The 15043-nt window shown below is 73.1% G+C and carries 11 protein-coding genes; 9 read left to right on the top strand and 2 right to left on the bottom strand.

Translation table 11 applies throughout. The annotated features are described in order from the left end of the window. The first annotated feature begins 68 nt into the window (after positions 1-68). The 3 genes from ACZ7P3_RS19340 (at position 69) to ACZ7P3_RS19330 (ending at position 4149) form a co-directional block, all read left to right on the top strand. The gene (locus ACZ7P3_RS19340) at positions 69-1358 is read left to right on the top strand and encodes a helix-turn-helix domain-containing protein (RefSeq protein ID WP_472083183.1); all 1290 of its coding nucleotides are present in this window, start codon (positions 69-71) and stop codon (positions 1356-1358) included. Positions 1359-1895: 537 nt separating this feature from the next. Further along, entirely contained in the window at positions 1896-2885 is a 990-nt protein-coding gene (locus ACZ7P3_RS19335) for a malate dehydrogenase (RefSeq protein ID WP_472083181.1), read from the top strand. Positions 2886-3015: 130 nt separating this feature from the next. Next, positions 3016-4149, top strand: a complete 1134-nt coding sequence (locus ACZ7P3_RS19330) for a hypothetical protein (protein ID WP_472083179.1) — start codon at positions 3016-3018, stop codon at positions 4147-4149. A 9-nt stretch (positions 4150-4158) separates the two neighbouring features. On the opposite strand, the gene ACZ7P3_RS19325 is transcribed toward ACZ7P3_RS19330, so the two are convergent. Both ACZ7P3_RS19325 and ACZ7P3_RS19320 read right to left on the bottom strand, forming a co-directional pair. Next, positions 4159-4848 carry a siderophore-interacting protein gene (locus ACZ7P3_RS19325; RefSeq protein WP_472083177.1) on the bottom strand — a complete coding sequence of 230 codons (690 nt, stop codon included), beginning with the start codon at positions 4846-4848 and terminating at the stop codon, positions 4159-4161. Between the two features lie 210 nt (positions 4849-5058). Beyond that, on the bottom strand, positions 5059-6462 hold the full coding sequence (locus ACZ7P3_RS19320; RefSeq protein WP_472083175.1) for an MFS transporter: 1404 nt from the start codon (positions 6460-6462) through the stop codon (positions 5059-5061). Positions 6463-6563: 101 nt separating this feature from the next. Between ACZ7P3_RS19320 and ACZ7P3_RS19315 the strand changes: the two genes are divergently transcribed. The 6 genes from ACZ7P3_RS19315 to ACZ7P3_RS19290 all read left to right on the top strand — a co-directional run bounded on the left by ACZ7P3_RS19315 (position 6564) and on the right by ACZ7P3_RS19290 (position 15040). Further along, positions 6564-7481 carry a LysR family transcriptional regulator gene (locus ACZ7P3_RS19315; protein ID WP_472083173.1) on the top strand — a complete coding sequence of 306 codons (918 nt, stop codon included), beginning with the start codon at positions 6564-6566 and terminating at the stop codon, positions 7479-7481. A 410-nt stretch (positions 7482-7891) separates the two neighbouring features. Beyond that, positions 7892-9412 carry an aldehyde dehydrogenase family protein gene (locus ACZ7P3_RS19310; protein WP_472083171.1) on the top strand — a complete coding sequence of 507 codons (1521 nt, stop codon included), beginning with the start codon at positions 7892-7894 and terminating at the stop codon, positions 9410-9412. Positions 9413-9458: 46 nt separating this feature from the next. Then, a complete protein-coding gene (locus ACZ7P3_RS19305; RefSeq protein ID WP_472083169.1) occupies positions 9459-11015 on the top strand; it encodes a GMC family oxidoreductase in 1557 nt (518 codons plus the stop codon). Next, complete coding sequence (locus ACZ7P3_RS19300) at positions 11012-12127, top strand: quaternary amine ABC transporter ATP-binding protein (RefSeq protein ID WP_472083167.1); 1116 nt, start codon at positions 11012-11014, stop codon at positions 12125-12127. Before ACZ7P3_RS19305 ends, ACZ7P3_RS19300 begins: the two co-directional genes overlap by 4 nt. Next, on the top strand, positions 12127-14076 hold the full coding sequence (locus ACZ7P3_RS19295) for an ABC transporter permease (RefSeq protein ID WP_472083165.1): 1950 nt from the start codon (positions 12127-12129) through the stop codon (positions 14074-14076). Before ACZ7P3_RS19300 ends, ACZ7P3_RS19295 begins: the two co-directional genes overlap by 1 nt. Before the next feature lies 1 nt (position 14077). Further along, complete coding sequence (locus ACZ7P3_RS19290; protein ID WP_472083163.1) at positions 14078-15040, top strand: ABC transporter substrate-binding protein; 963 nt, start codon at positions 14078-14080, stop codon at positions 15038-15040. Positions 15041-15043 lie beyond the last annotated feature (3 nt).

Raw genomic sequence — 15043 nt, 5'->3', positions numbered from 1 at the left:
AGCGATCACGTACGGGCAAGCGCGGGGAGCGAACAGCACCAGCCGCGGGGGGAAAGTGGGGGGAAGCAATGCCTCGTTGGAAAGCCTTGCCGGATGAGCTGGATCCGCAGATCAAGGAGTTCACGAGCCAGTTGCGCCGGCTCGTGGACCGCAGCGGCCTGAGCATCGCGGCGCTGGCCGACCGGACCGGCTACAGCAAGACGTCCTGGGAGCGCTACCTGGGCGGCCGGCTCCTCGCGCCCAAGGGTGCGATCGTCGCGCTCGCCGAGGTCACCGGCACCAACCCGGTCCATCTCACCACCATGTGGGAGCTGGCCGAACGCGCCTGGAGCCGGGCGGAGATGCGGCACGACCGGACCATGGAACAGATCCGCATCTCCCAGGCCCGGGCCGCGCTCGGGGAGTTCGGCGCGGCCGAGGCCGAGCAGGCGATCGGTACGAAGGGGGCAGCCGGTACCAAGGAGCCGGCCGACCCCAAGGGGGCAGCCGGCACCAAGGAGCCGGCCGACCCCAAGGGGGCGGCCGACGCCAAGGAGGCGGGTGGGACCAGGACGGCCCGCAGAGGCGCCGGTGCCAACCCGACCCCCGGCATCGCCGGGCCCGCGGGGGTGTCGCCGACGATCCCGCCCCAGCCGACGGCCTCCGAGGCCGACCGGAACGAGAGCGCGGACCGCCCCGCGGCTGCCTCCGGCACCAACTCCTGGGGCCTGGCCGGCTACCAGGGCCCGTCACCGGCGAGCGGCCGCCCCGGTGCCGGCGCGCGTCCCCCCGCCGCTCCGGAGGGCCCCGGGTGGACGCAGGGTGCGCCGAACCCCTTCGACCCGCAGCCGCCGGCCCAGCGGCCCGGCACCGGTCCGTCGGCCGGGGGTTCCGGGCGCAAGCGGTGGCTGACGATGTTCCTCGCGGGCGCCGTGGGCGTCCTCGTCGTCGTCGCGGCCGTCTTCTTCTTCACCCGCCAGGACGGCGGCAAGAAGCCGCAGGCGGCCAAGTCGCCGTCCCCGACGGCCGTCACCAGCCTGCCCGCCGGGGTCAAGTGCAGTGGCTCCGCCTGTGCCGGCAAGGACGCCGAGGCCATGGGATGCACCGGCAACCTGGTGACCACCGCCCGGACCGCCACCGTCGGCACCACCACGCTGGAGGTCCGCTACAGCAAGACCTGCGGCACGGCCTGGGGACGGATCACCGGCGCCGCCCAGGGCGACCGGGTCCAGGTCTCGGCCGGCAAGGCCCGCCAGAGCGGGGACATCACCGCCGTCGGGGACACCATCGCCTACACGCCGATGGTCGTCGTGAAGGACGCGGCCGAGGCCAAGGCCTGCGCGACCCTCGCCGCCGGGCAGACGGGGTGCACGAAGTAGCGGGGGCCACGAGGGAGAGGCGACGGGGGCACGAAACAGGGGGCCGGGGAGCAGCGGGGGCGCGAAGCGAGGGGCCCGGATCGACCGGGGCCGCGAAGCAAGGGCGCCCCGAGGCAACGAGGCCGGGGAGCAACGAGGCCGGGGAGCAACGGGGGCCGCGAGGCGAGGGGGCCGCGAAGCGAGCGGGATCGCGAAGGGGTCCCGCATCAATTCGGGTGGAATTCGGGAGAGGGACGCATGGGCCGCCGGAACCTGGGCACGCGAACCGTACCCCCACGGGATTCCGGTGAGCCGGTACCCCCCAAGGCGGCCGTCCTCGTCCTCCTCTCCCGGACGGGCGGCCGCCTTTCGGGTGGCGGGGCCCTGCTTGCGGGATCCGTCCGATGAGCCCGGCTTGTGGGGTGAGCCACAGGGCCCCGGACGTCTCGCATCGCGGATGCGCGATAGCCTGACCGCTGGATCTCTCTTGACGCCAAGAGATCGATCATCCGCACGGGGCAGGGACGCCCCACCGCCAGCTGTCATACGGAGAACGCCATGACCCGCACTCCCGTGAACGTCACCGTCACCGGCGCGGCCGGCCAGATCGGTTACGCCCTGCTCTTCCGCATCGCCTCCGGCCAGCTGCTCGGCGCGGACGTGCCGGTCAAGCTGCGCCTCCTGGAGATCACCCCGGCGCTGAAGGCCGCCGAGGGCACCGCCATGGAGCTGGACGACTGCGCGTTCCCGCTGCTCCAGGGCATCGACATCACGGACGACCCGAACGTCGCCTTCGACGGCGCCAACGTAGCCCTCCTGGTGGGCGCCCGCCCCCGCACCAAGGGCATGGAGCGCGGCGACCTGCTCTCCGCCAACGGCGGCATCTTCAAGCCGCAGGGCAAGGCCATCAACGACCACGCCGCGGACGACATCAAGGTCCTCGTCGTCGGCAACCCGGCCAACACCAACGCCCTCATCGCCCAGGCCGCCGCGCCGGACGTCCCGGCCGAGCGCTTCACCGCGATGACCCGCCTGGACCACAACCGCGCGCTGACCCAGCTGGCGAAGAAGACGGGTTCGACGGTCGCCGACATCAAGCGCCTGACCATCTGGGGCAACCACTCCGCCACCCAGTACCCGGACATCTTCCACGCCACGGTCGCCGGCAAGAACGCTGCCGAGGTCGTCAGCGACGAGAAGTGGCTGGCCGAGGACTTCATCCCGACCGTCGCCAAGCGCGGTGCGGCGATCATCGAGGCCCGTGGCGCCTCCTCCGCGGCCTCCGCCGCGAACGCCGCCATCGACCACGTCCACACCTGGGTCAACGGCACCGCCGCGGGCGACTGGACCTCCATGGGCATCCCGTCGGACGGTTCCTACGGCGTCCCGGAGGGCCTGATCTCCTCCTTCCCGGTCACCACCAAGGACGGCCAGTACGAGATCGTCCAGGGCCTGGACATCAACGAGTTCTCCCGCGCCCGCATCGACGCCTCCGTCCAGGAGCTGGTGGAGGAGCGCGAGGCGGTCCGTTCCCTGGGCCTCATCTGAGCCTGCCTCCGGCGCTTTTGCCGCGGGCCTGCGCGGGCCCTGTTCCGGTTTCGTCCGGAGCAGGGCCCGCGCCCGTTTTCACCGCTACTGTCAAAAGCAGTGCAGGGAAGGGTGATTCGGGGGGTTCGTGATGAGCGGCTGGAGCGGATGGAACAGCGAGGAGGGGCACGGCGAGGACGGCTACGGCCCCGCTGAGGACAGCGGCCGGGCGGCCTGGTCGCCCGGAACGCCGAACACGCCGCAGTCCGGGGCGCCGAGCACTCCGCCGCCCGGAACGCCGAACACGCCGCAGTCCGGGGCGCCGAACACGCCGCCGTCCGGAGCGCCGAGCACTCCGCCGCCCTGGGCCTACGAGGAGACGCGGACGGCCCCGGTGCCACCGTTCGCGGGCCCCGGTCCCGCCGACGCCCCGCCGCCTCCGCCCTGGGCCACCGCCCCCACGCACGCCGGCGGCCTGCCCGTACCGGCCCCCGTACCGCCGGCCCCCGTGCTGCCGGTCCCCGCCCCGTCGGCCCTCGCTCCGTCGGTCCCCGTACCGTCGTACGAGCCCGGACGCGCCCGGGGCGGCCGGTTGACCGCCCTGGTCATCGCCATGGTGCTGGTCGGCGGGGGCTCGGGCCTCGGGGTCTGGTACCTCGGCCGGGACCGTGGCGGCAGCGGCTCCCCGTCGGCGTCCGCCACGGCCGCCGACGGCACCGTCTCCGCCCCGGTCACCGGAGGTTCCGTCTCCGCCCCGGCGCCCTCGTCCCCGGCGGACACCGCCCGGTCCGGCACCTCCCCGTCCACACCGGGGGAGCCGGCGCAGCCTCCCGCCGGCTACCGCCTCGTCCACGACCCCGCCGGCTACACCCTGGCCGTCCCCGAGGGCTGGACCAGGCGTCAGGAGCAGGGCGAGAAGGCGACCGTGGTCTTCTACGACTCCCCGTCCGACGGCCGCCAGGTGCAGATCTTCGAGCTGACCGAGTCCACCGTGACCGAGTCCCTGGACCTCGCCGAGAACGACCCCGGCTACGGCTACTCCCACCAGCCCGGCTACCGGGCCCTCGCCCGCCGCTCCGGAGCGGACTGGGCCGAGCTGTCCTACCGCTACGACGACCGGACCAAGGGGGCCCGCCGGGTGGTGGACCACCGCTTCCGGGCGCCCGGCGGCACGCTGTACGCGATCCGGGCCGGCGGCCCGGAGAGCCTGTCCGACGCCCTGGTGCGCGGGCCGCTCACGACGGCGCTGTCGTCCTTCTGTCCCTCGGGCGCCCCGTGCGCGTAGCGGGCGCGGTCACTCCATTCCGCGCTTGCCCGGCGCCCAGAACGGCTTGGTGAGGACCGAGCGCCGGTCCCACCCCGCCTCCTGGACGAGGACCCGCCGCACCTCCTGAACGGTCCGCGCCTCCCCGGCGACGTAGGCGATGCCGCCGGGCTCGGGGGCGAGCCGCCGTACCGCCTCCGGCAGCGAGGTGCTGCCGCGCAGCGACCAGTCGAGGCGGCCGGCGTGCCGCAGCGGCAGGCGGTCCGCCGCCGTCTCCGTCTCGATGCACCCCGAGATCCGCGCCCGGTCGGGCAGCGCCGCGAGCATGGCCCCGAAGGCGACGGACGCCGTCTCCTCGCCGACGAACACATGGTGCGCGGCCTCGGGGCGCAGCACGAACGATCCCTCCGGCCGGCCCAGCCGCACCTCGTCGCCCACCCCGGCGGTCCGCCCCCAGCGCGCGCCGGGCCCGGCCTCCGGATGGTCAAGGACGCACAACTCGACGGCACCGGCGGGCTCGTAGCGCCACACCGAGTAGGTGCGCCGGGTCAGTCCGGTGCCGGCCAGGACCCGCACCTGACGGCCGGGGCGCACCTCCAGCCCGGCCAGCGCGTGGCCCTCGATGCGCAGGCGTCGCATGCGTGCGGCGATCTGTTCGGTCTCGGTGACGGTGCCCCGGAGCATCAGCAGGTCGAGGACGGGGTTCAGCAGGGCCGGCACGGACGGCTCCTCGGTGTCGTGGCGAAGGTGTCGTGGCGAAAGTGTCGCGATGGAGGTTGTCGCGATGGAGGTCGTCGCGGTGGAGGTGTCGCGGTGGAGGTGTCGCGCTGCACGGGGAGGGCGGGGTGCCCCGGTGGACCCGGTCGGCCTGGTCCACCGGGGCACCCCGTGCACCCGGTCGGCCTGGCCGACCGCGGCGGGCGCCGGCGGTCAGGAGCGTGCCGATCGCGACAGTACGCGTTTCCGGTCGGACGCGATAGTACGTGAACCGGCCCGGTTGCCGTGGCCGACGACCACCAGCGCCGTCGCGGCCAGCACCACCAGGGCGGTCGTGCGCAGGGCCGGACCCATCCCGCCGGCGAGGTCGGCGTGGGAGGACAGGACGGTGCCGGTGATCGCGACGCCCAGGGCGGCGCCGGTCTCGCGGGCGGTGGTGGCGAGGCCGGAGCCGAGGCCCGCCTGGTGGGGCGGGAGCGAGCTGACCACGCCGAAGGTCAGGGCGGGCATGGACAGGCCGGTGCCGGCCGCGATGACCAGGAGCCAGCAGGCGTACAGCGCGTAGGGGGTGCCCGCGTCGACGGTGGAGACGCCGAGCAGGCCGAGGCCGATCAGGGCGAGCCCGGTGCCGATGATCGTCCGGGGCCGGTCCGCCCAGCGGCCCGCCAGCTTCTGGGAGAGCGCCATCCCGACGGGCAGCGGCAGGATCGCGACGCCGGTGACGGCCGCGCCGAAGCCCTTCATCTCCTGCAGGTACTGGGAGTTGACGAAGAACAGGGAGAACAGGCCGAAGAATCCGGTGGCCGTGCCGAGCGAGGCGGCGCGCAGCCGGGAGGAGGCGAAGACGCGCGGGTCGAAGAGCGGGGCGGCCGAGCGCAGCGCGTGCAGGGTGAAGACGGCGATCAGCAGGGCGCCCGCGGCGAAGGCGCCGAGGATGCGGGCGGAGGTCCAGCCGTAGGACGGGCCCTCGATGATGCCGAACAGGACGGCGACCAGGCCCGCCGTCAGGAGCAGGGTGCCGACCGGGTCGAGGTTGCCGGCGGTGGAGCGTTCGGTGCGCGGGGTGGTGACGGCGACCGCGGCGGCGAGTACCGCGGCGAGCGGGACCATGACCGCGAACAGGGCGCGCCAGGAGAGGAACTGGCCCGCGAGCCCGCCGCCCAGGTTGCCCGCCGCGCCGCCCAGACCGATGGACAGGGTCCAGGCGGCCATCGAACGGGCCCGGTGCTCGGGCGCGGACAGCTGCATCAGGATCGACAGGGTGGCCGGGGTGATGAAGGCCGCTCCGGCGCCGGACAGCCCCCGGCCCGCGATCAGCAGGGCCGGGCCGGTCGCCAGCGCGCTGGTGGCGGCGCCCGCCGCGAACAGGCCGAGCCCGGTGAGCAGCGCGCCCTTGCGGCCGTGCCGGTCGCCGAGCGTGCCGGCCGGGACGAGGAGCCCGGCGAAGACGATGACGTACGCGTCGACCGTCCACAGGATCTCGCTGTGCGAGGGGTGCAGGGACGACGAGATCAGCTGCGGTATCAGCAGGTTGATGGCGGCGACCATGCTCTGGGCGACCAGCACGCAGGCGCACAGCGCGAGCAGGGTCGAACGTTTCAGGGCATGCGAGGGCACGGCTCCTCCTGGGGAGCTAGGCGGTTGGTGCGGGATGCCCTTTCACCGTAGGCTCGCCATGACATGCTTTCCAGTGCAACCTTTGCAAGAGATACTTGCGTATGACGCAATCCGCGGGGCTGGACCTGAATCTGCTGCTCGCGCTGGACGTGCTGCTGGAGGAGCAGAGCGTGCAGGGCGCCGCCCGCCGGCTGCACCTGTCCGAACCGGCGATGAGCCGCACCCTCGGCCGGATCCGCAAGGCCCTCGGGGACCCGGTCCTCGTCCGGGCCGGGCGCCGCATGGTGCCGACACCGCACGCACTGGCCGTGCGCGCCGAGGTGAGCGCGGTGGTGGAGCGGGCCCGCGCGCTGTTCCGGCCCGGCCGGGACGCCGACCTCGGCACGGTCGAGCGCACCTTCACGATCCTCGGCCACGACACGGTCGCCGCCTCCCACGGCCCCGCCCTCTTCGCGCGCGCCGCCCGGGAGGCGCCCGGCATCCGCATCCGCTTCCTGACCGAGAGCCATGTGGACGCGCCGGTCCTGCGGGAGGGAACCGCCGATCTGGAGGTGGGGGTCATCGACTCGGCGGCGCCCGAGGTGCGGGTGGAGGAGCTCGCCGAGGACCGGATGCTCGGTGTCGTCCGCGCCGGACACCCCCTGCTGGAGGGGGAGATGACGCCGGAGCGGTTCGCTGCCCAGGCTCACATCACCGTCTCGCGACGGGGCAGGCTGTACGGCCCCGTCGACGGCGCCCTCGCCGAACTCGGCCTGAAACGGCGGGTGGTGGGCAGCGTGGGCACCTACCCCGCCTCCCTCTTCGTCATCCGCGACACCGATCTGGTGGGGATGGTCGGCAGCAGGGCCGAGCCGCTGGTGTCCTCGCTCGGCCTGGTGACCTTCCCGGTACCGGTGTCCCTGCCGCCGCTGCGGCTGGGGCTGGCCTGGCACCCCCGGCACGACGCCGATCCGGCCCACGCATGGCTGCGCACCTGTGTGCGGGAGCTGGTGGAGAGGTCGGTCGACGGGCCGCGCTAGCCGCTTCTCGAACCGGTGACCGGCATACACGCTGTCGTCGTACCGCGGGATCTCCGTGCAGCCGCACGCCCGGTACATCGCCTGCGCCTCGGTGAGCACGGCGTGCGTCTCCAGCCGTACGACGGCGCCCAGCAGCCGCCGCCCGGCCCGGCAGGGCCATGGATGCCTTCCGGCCGGGCAGGCGGGCCGCGCAGGTCTTCCCGGTGCCGTCCTGTCGCCGTCATGCCCTCCGCGGGCACCCACCCTCGGTCCGTTTTTGTCCGTTTCCGACCGCATTTTCAGTGACGCGGCGCACTTTCGGCCATCGATTGCGCATGCGATCCACCCCCCGGGGCAGGCGGTCACGGTCCCCGACTGTGACACAGCTGTGACACAGGGGGACTGAACAGGAACGGAAGGCAATACCGATCATGGCGGACAGAACGGAACGACAGGCCCAGGCGACCATCCACGCGGGAGGCGAGTGGCTGGAAGCGATCTCCGGCGCGACGCGCGAGATCCTCGACCCCGCGGACGCCCGGCCGTTCGCCGTGGTCGCCGAGGGTGACGAGAAGGACGCGGAGCGGGCGGTGACCGCGGCCCGGCAGGCGTTCGACCGCGGCCCCTGGCCCGGCACCCCCGTCGCCGAACGCGCCGCCCTGCTGCGCCGCGTCGCCGGCCTCCTCGTACGCGACCGCGAGGAACTCGGCCTGCTGGAGGCCCGGGACGCGGGCAAGACGGCCGAGGAGGGCCGCGTCGACATCGACTGCGTGGCCGACGCCTTCCGCTACTTCGCCGACCTGGTCGCCGCCGAGGCCCCCGGCCGGGTGGTCGACGCGGGTTCGCCCGACATCCACAGCGTCGTCGTGCACGAGCCGGTCGGCGTCTGTGCGCTGATCACGCCCTGGAACTACCCGCTGCTCCAGGCCAGCTGGAAGATCGCCCCGGCACTCGCGGCCGGCAACACCTTCGTCATCAAGCCCAGCGAGATCACGCCGATGACGACCGTCGCGCTGATCGGCCTGCTCGCCGAGGCCGGCCTGCCCGCGGGCGTCGCCAACCTCGTCACCGGACCCGGTCACACCGTCGGCGCCCGCTTCGCCGAACACCCCGGCGTCGACCTGGTCTCCTTCACCGGCGGCCTGGTCAGCGGCACCAAGGTCGCCCAGGCCGCCGCTCCCACGGTCAAGAAGGTCGCCCTCGAACTCGGCGGCAAGAACCCCAACGTGGTCTTCGCCGACGCCTGCGCCACCGAAGAGGGCTTCGACACGGCCGTCGACCAGGCCCTCAACGCCGCGTTCATCCACAGCGGCCAGGTCTGCTCGGCCGGCGCCCGCCTCATCGTCGAGGAGTCCGTCCGGGACCGCTTCGTCACCGAACTCGCCCGCCGCGCCGAGAAGATCAGGCTCGGCCGGGGCACCGAGGACGGCGTCGAGTGCGGCCCGCTGGTCTCCGCGCAGCAGCGCGCCAAGGTCGAGGCGTACGTCGCCTCCGCGCTGGCCGAGGGCGCGGTGCTGCGCTGCGGCGGCAAGCGGCCCTCGCCCGCCGCCGAGCGGCCCGAGTCCGGCTACTTCTACGAGCCGACCGTCCTGGACCACTGCCACCGCGAGATGAAGGTCGTCCGCGAGGAGGTCTTCGGGCCGGTCCTCACCGTCGAGACCTTCCGCACGGAGGAGGAGGCGGTGCTCCTCGCCAACGACACCGAGTACGGCCTTGCCGGCGCCGTCTGGACCACCGACGCCGGCCGCGCCCGGCGGGTGGCGGGGCGGCTGCGCCACGGCACCGTCTGGATCAACGACTTCCACCCCTATCTGCCGCAGGCGGAGTGGGGCGGCTTCGGCAGGAGCGGCACGGGCCGCGAGCTGGGGCCGGCCGGGCTCGCCGAGTACCGCGAGACCAAGCACGTGTACCAGAACCTGGCGCCGAAGCCGGTGCGCTGGTTCGCAGGCTGAGCCGCCGACCCACCCCCGGCCGACCCCCCACCTGGAGTAACACCCCATGTCCCACCCTCTGCCCCACCCCCCGTCCGAGAACACGCACACCTACGACTACGTCGTCATCGGCGGCGGCACCGCGGGATCCGTCATCGCCTCCCGCCTCACCGAGAACCCGGACGTCACCGTGGCCGTCATCGAGGGCGGCCCCAGCGACGTCGGCCGCGACGACGTGCTGACCCTGCGCCGCTGGATGGGCCTGCTCGGCGGCGAACTCGACTACGACTACCCGACCACCGAACAGCCCCGCGGCAACTCCCACATCCGGCACAGCCGGGCCCGGGTCCTCGGCGGCTGCTCCTCGCACAACACCCTCATCTCCTTCAAGCCGCTGCCGTCCGACTGGGACGAGTGGGAGGACGCCGGCGCCAAGGGCTGGGGCGCCGTCCCCATGGAGGCCTACTTCGCGCGTCTCCTCAACAACATCGTCTCCGTCGACGAGAAGGACCGGAACGCGATCGCCCGCGACTTCGTGGACGCGGCCCAGTCGGCCCTCGGGGTTCCCCGCGTCGAGGGTTTCAACCGCAAGCCGTTCACCGAGGGCGTCGGCTTCTTCGACCTCGCCTACCACCCCGAGAACAACAAGCGGTCCTCCGCCTCGGTGGCGTATCTGCACCCGGTGATGGACGAGCGCCCCAACCTCCGCATCCTCCTGGAGACCTGGGCGCACCGGCTGGAGCTGAACGGCACCCGCGCCGAGGGCGTCCACGTGCGCACCAAGGACGGCGAAGAAGTGCTGATCCGGGCCCGCAACGAGGTCGTGCTGTGTGCGGGCGCCGTCGACTCGCCCCGCCTCCTGATGCACTCGGGCATCGGCCCCCGCCAGGACCTGGAGGCGCTCGGCATCCCCGTCGTGCACGATCTGCCGGGCGTCGGCGAGAACCTGCTCGACCACCCCGAGTCGGTGATCGTCTGGGAGACCGACGGACCGATCCCGGAGAACTCCGCGATGGACTCCGACGCGGGCCTGTTCGTGCGCCGGGACCCCGAACACGCGGGCCCGGACCTGATGTTCCACTTCTACCAGATCCCGTTCACGGACAACCCGGAGCGCCTCGGCTACGAGCGGCCGGAGTTCGGCGTCTCCATGACTCCGAACATCCCCAAGCCGAAGAGCCGCGGCCGGCTGTACCTGACCAGCGCCGACCCGTCCGTGAAGCCCGCGCTGGACTTCCGTTACTTCACCGACGAGGACGACTACGACGCCCGGACCCTGGTCGACGGCATCCGTATCGCCCGCGAGATAGCCAAGGCCGAGCCGCTCGCGGGCTGGCTCAAGCGCGAGGTCTGCCCGGGCCCGGAGATCCTGGGCGACGCCGAGCTGAGCGAGTACGCCCGCAAGGTCGCGCACACCGTCTACCACCCCGCCGGCACCTGCAGGATGGGCGCCGCCGACGACCGGCTCGCCGTGGTCGACCCGGAACTGAGGATCCGCGGCCTCGACGGCATCCGCATCGCCGACGCCTCCGTCTTCCCGACCATGCCCGCCGTCAACCCGATGATCGGGGTGCTCATGGTCGGGGAGAGGGCCGTCGACCTGATCGGAGGTGATGCGCGATGACGCTCACTGTTCCCACCCGCAAGCCCCCCACCACCGACGACACCCCCGTCTTCTCCGTCGACGGCCTGTGGAAGGTGTTCGGCCCGAAGGCCGACCGCGTCCCGGCCGACCCGGAACTCAGCACGCTGGACCCCGCCGACCTGCGTTCCCGCACCGGCTGCACGGCCGCCGTCCGGGACGTCTCCTTCGACGTGCGCAGGGGCGAGGTCTTCGTGGTGATGGGCCTGTCCGGCTCCGGCAAGTCCACCCTCGTGCGCTGTCTGACCCGGCTGATCGAGCCGACGGCGGGCAGCATCGCCATCGACGGCGAGGACGTGCGCGCCATGGACCAGGGCCGCCTGCGCGAACTGCGCCGCCACCGTGCCGCGATGGTCTTCCAGCACTTCGGCCTGCTCCCGCACCGCACGGTCCTGGACAACGTGGCCTACGGCCTGGAGATCCAGGGCGTCGGCAAGGCCGAACGGCGTGAGCGGGCCGCCGAGTTCGTCACCAAGGTCGGCCTGGAAGGCATGGAGAAGCGCCGCCCCGGCCAGCTCTCCGGCGGCCAGCGCCAGCGCGTCGGACTCGCCCGCGCGCTCGCCGTCGACCCCGAGGTCCTCCTGTTCGACGAGCCGTTCAGCGCCCTCGACCCGCTCATCCGGCGCGACATGCAGGACGAGGTGGCCCGCCTGCACCGCGAGGAGGGCCGCACGATGGTCTTCATCACCCACGACCTCGCCGAGGCCCTGAAGCTCGGCGACCGCATCGCCCTGATGCGCGACGGCCGTGTCGTCCAGCTCGGCACCCCCGAGGAGATCGTCTCCTCCCCGGCCGACGACTACGTCCGCGAGTTCGTCCGCGACGTCCCGCGCGAACAGGTCGTCACCTGCCGCACCGCCATGCGCCCGGCGTCCCCGGAGGAAGCGGGCGCCGGCCCCGCGGTCGCCCCGGACGCCCCGGTGGCGGAGGCCATCGAGGCAGTGGCCCGCGCGGGTGCTCCGGCCCGGGTGATGGACCGGGGCAGGTGCGTCGGCGTGGTCGGCCACGAGCAGCTGCTGGGCGTGGTGGCGGGTGTGGACGCGGACACCGACTCCGCCCTGCCGCGCCCCCGCACCAGCCCGGAGGACGTCTGATGGCCACCCTCACCGTCCCCGCCCTCCACAAGGCCCCCGTCCTGAAGAACCGGGCGGTGGCCAAGCTCCTCCTGCTCGCGCTCGCCGCCGCGGTCCTCGTGCCCCCGCTCAACGCCCACTGGGGCGGCGGTGCCTGGCCGCACGCGCTGACCGTCGACGTCTCCAAGCCCCTCGCCGACGCCAGCAACTGGGTGATCGACAACCGCGACAGCCACCCCCTGTTCCTCTACTTCTTCGGCTACATCAGCAACGCGGTCGTCCTCGCCGTACGCGCCGTCTACCTCACCCTGCTCGCCGCGGGCTGGACGGGCGTCACCGTCTTCGGTGCCCTCGTCGCCTGGCGGGTCGCCGGTGTCCGCCTGGCCGCCGGCACCGCGGTCGCCTTCCTGGCCTGCGGCGCGCTCGGCATGTGGACGCCGACCATGCAGACCCTCGCGCTGATGGTCGTCGCCGTCCTCGCCTCCGTGGCCGTGGGCGCCGTACTGGGCCTCGCCGCCGGCCTCTCCGACCGTCTGAACCGCGCCCTGCGCCCGGTGCTGGACACCATGCAGGTGCTCCCGGCGTTCGCGTACCTCCTCCCCGTGGTCCTGGTCTTCGGCATCGGAGTCCCCGCGGCCGTCCTCGCCACCGTCGTCTACGCCGCCCCGCCGATGGCCCGCCTCACCGCACTCGGCCTGCGCGGCGCCGACCCCGAGGTCCTGGAGGCCGTGGAGTCGCTCGGCACCACCCCCCGGCAGCGGCTGCTGACCGCCCGCATCCCGCTGGCCCGCAGGGAACTCCTGCTCGGTCTCAACCAGACGATCATGATGGCGCTGTCCATGGCCGTGATCGCCTCGGTCATCGGCGCCGGCGGCCTCGGCGACCGCGTCTACCAGGCGCTCGCCTCCGTCGACGTGGGCGCCGCCCTCGCGGCCGGCATCCCGATCGTGCTGCTGGCCGTCGTCCTGGACCGCGTCACCGCGGCGGCCGGGGACGGCACCGACGCGACCGACCGCCCCCGCACGACCGGCACCCTCTACGCCCTCTACGCCCTCGCGGTCACCGTGGCGCTCGCGCTGGCCGCCCGGCTGCTCGGCGCCCTCGACTGGCCGTCCGGCGCCACCCTGGACATCACCGGGCCGGTCAACACCGCCAAGGACTGGATGGTCGACCACCTCTACTCCGGCGTCCCGGTCGTCGGCGGCACCGCCGAATGGGCGGGCCACTTCACCACCTGGATCCTGGACCCGGTCCGCAGCGGCCTGCAGTGGCTGCCCTGGTGGTCGGTACTGCTCCTCGTCGCCGCGCTGGCCTGGGTGATCGGCACCTGGCGCACCGCGCTGACCGCCGTCCTCGCGATGGCCGCGATCGGCGTCCTCGGGGTGTGGGAGCCGTCCCTCGACACGCTCTCGCAGGTGCTCGCCGCCGTCGCCGTCACCCTCGTCCTCGGCTTCGCCACCGGCATCGCGGCCGCCCGCAGCGACCGCTTCGAACGGGCGCTGCGCCCGGTCCTGGACGTCTTCCAGACCATGCCGCAGTTCGTGTACCTGATCCCGGTCGTCGCCCTGTTCGGGGTCGGCCGTGCCCCCGCCGTCGCCGCGTCCGTCGTCTACGCCCTCCCGGCCGTCGTGCGGATCACCGCGCAGGGCCTGCGCCAGGTCGACGCGGCCGCGCTGGAGTCGGCGCGCTCGCTCGGCGCGACCGGCCGCCAGCAGCTGTGGCAGGTCCAGCTCCCGCTCGCCAGGCGGTCGTTGCTGCTCGCCGCCAACCAGGGCGTGGTCCTGGTCCTCGCCGTCGTCATCATCGGCGGCCTGGTCGGCGGCGGTGCCCTCGGCTACAACGTCGCCTTCGGCCTCGCCCAGGGCGACCTGGCGACCGGTCTGGTCGCCGGTGCGGCCATCGTCTGCCTGGGCCTGATGCTGGACCGGGTGACCCAGCCGACCGAACGCCGCGCGAGGGAAGGAGCCTGACATGCGCATCCGTACGACTGCCGTGGCCGCGACCGCTCTCACGGGCTCGCTCGCGCTGCTGACCGGCTGCGGCGCCGCCGACATGACCAAGCAGGCCTCGCCGTTCGCGAACACCCAGGGCTCGAAGACGGTCACCCTGTCCGTGCAGTCCTGGGTCGGCGCCCAGTCCAACGTGGCCGTCGCCCAGTACCTCCTGGAACACAAGCTGGGCTACCGCGTCGACACCGTCCAGGTCGACGAGGTGCCGGCCTGGGACGCGCTCAGCCAGGGCCGGGTCGACGCGATCCTGGAGGACTGGGGCCACCCCGACCAGGAGAAGCGGTACGTCACCGACAAGAGGACCATCGCGCACGGCGGCGACCTCGGGGTGACCGGGCACATCGGCTGGTTCGTGCCGACGTACCTGGTCAAGCAGCACCCGGACATCACCGACTGGCGGAACCTGAACAAGTACGCCTCGCTCTTCCGTACCCCGGAGAGCGGCGGCAAGGGCCAGCTGATGGACGGCTCCCCGTCCTACGTCACCAACGACAAGGCGCTGGTGAAGAACCTGAAGCTGGACTACCAGGTCGTCTTCGCCGGTTCCGAGGCGGCGCAGATCACGCAGATGAGGCAGTTCGCCAAGGAGAAGAAGCCCTTCCTGACGTACTGGTACTCGCCGCAGTGGCTGTTCAAGAAGGTCCCCATGACGGAGGTGAAGCTGCCGCCGTACAAGGAGGGCTGCGACGCGGACGCGGCCAAGATCGTCTGCGCCTACCCGCACACTCCGCTGCAGAAGTACCTCAACGCCGGCTTCGCGAAGTCCGGCGGCAGGGCGGCGGCCTTCCTGAAGAAGTTCAAGTGGACCACCGAGGACCAGAACGAGGTCTCGCTGCTGATCGCCGACCAGAAGCTCTCGCCGCAGGACGCGGCGAAGAAGTGGGTGGACAGCCACCCCTCCGTGTGGAAGCAGTGGCTGTCCTGAGCC

Source organism: Streptomyces sp. NPDC107581 (assembly GCF_055657175.1).
This window is presented reverse-complemented; position numbering and strand designations above follow the sequence as displayed.

Excerpts from the sequence above, each read along its gene's own strand:
- ACZ7P3_RS19335 (WP_472083181.1), top strand. The coding sequence starts at position 1,896 with ATGACCCGCACTCCCGTGAACGTCACCGTCACCGGCGCGGCCGGCCAG.
- ACZ7P3_RS19340 (WP_472083183.1), top strand. The coding sequence starts at position 69 with ATGCCTCGTTGGAAAGCCTTGCCGGATGAGCTGGATCCGCAGATCAAG.
- ACZ7P3_RS19330 (WP_472083179.1), top strand. The coding sequence starts at position 3,016 with ATGAGCGGCTGGAGCGGATGGAACAGCGAGGAGGGGCACGGCGAGGAC.
- ACZ7P3_RS19305 (WP_472083169.1), top strand. The coding sequence starts at position 9,459 with ATGTCCCACCCTCTGCCCCACCCCCCGTCCGAGAACACGCACACCTAC.
- ACZ7P3_RS19315 (WP_472083173.1), top strand. The coding sequence starts at position 6,564 with ATGACGCAATCCGCGGGGCTGGACCTGAATCTGCTGCTCGCGCTGGAC.
- ACZ7P3_RS19300 (WP_472083167.1), top strand. The coding sequence starts at position 11,012 with ATGACGCTCACTGTTCCCACCCGCAAGCCCCCCACCACCGACGACACC.
- ACZ7P3_RS19295 (WP_472083165.1), top strand. The coding sequence starts at position 12,127 with ATGGCCACCCTCACCGTCCCCGCCCTCCACAAGGCCCCCGTCCTGAAG.
- ACZ7P3_RS19290 (WP_472083163.1), top strand. The coding sequence starts at position 14,078 with ATGCGCATCCGTACGACTGCCGTGGCCGCGACCGCTCTCACGGGCTCG.
- ACZ7P3_RS19310 (WP_472083171.1), top strand. The coding sequence starts at position 7,892 with ATGGCGGACAGAACGGAACGACAGGCCCAGGCGACCATCCACGCGGGA.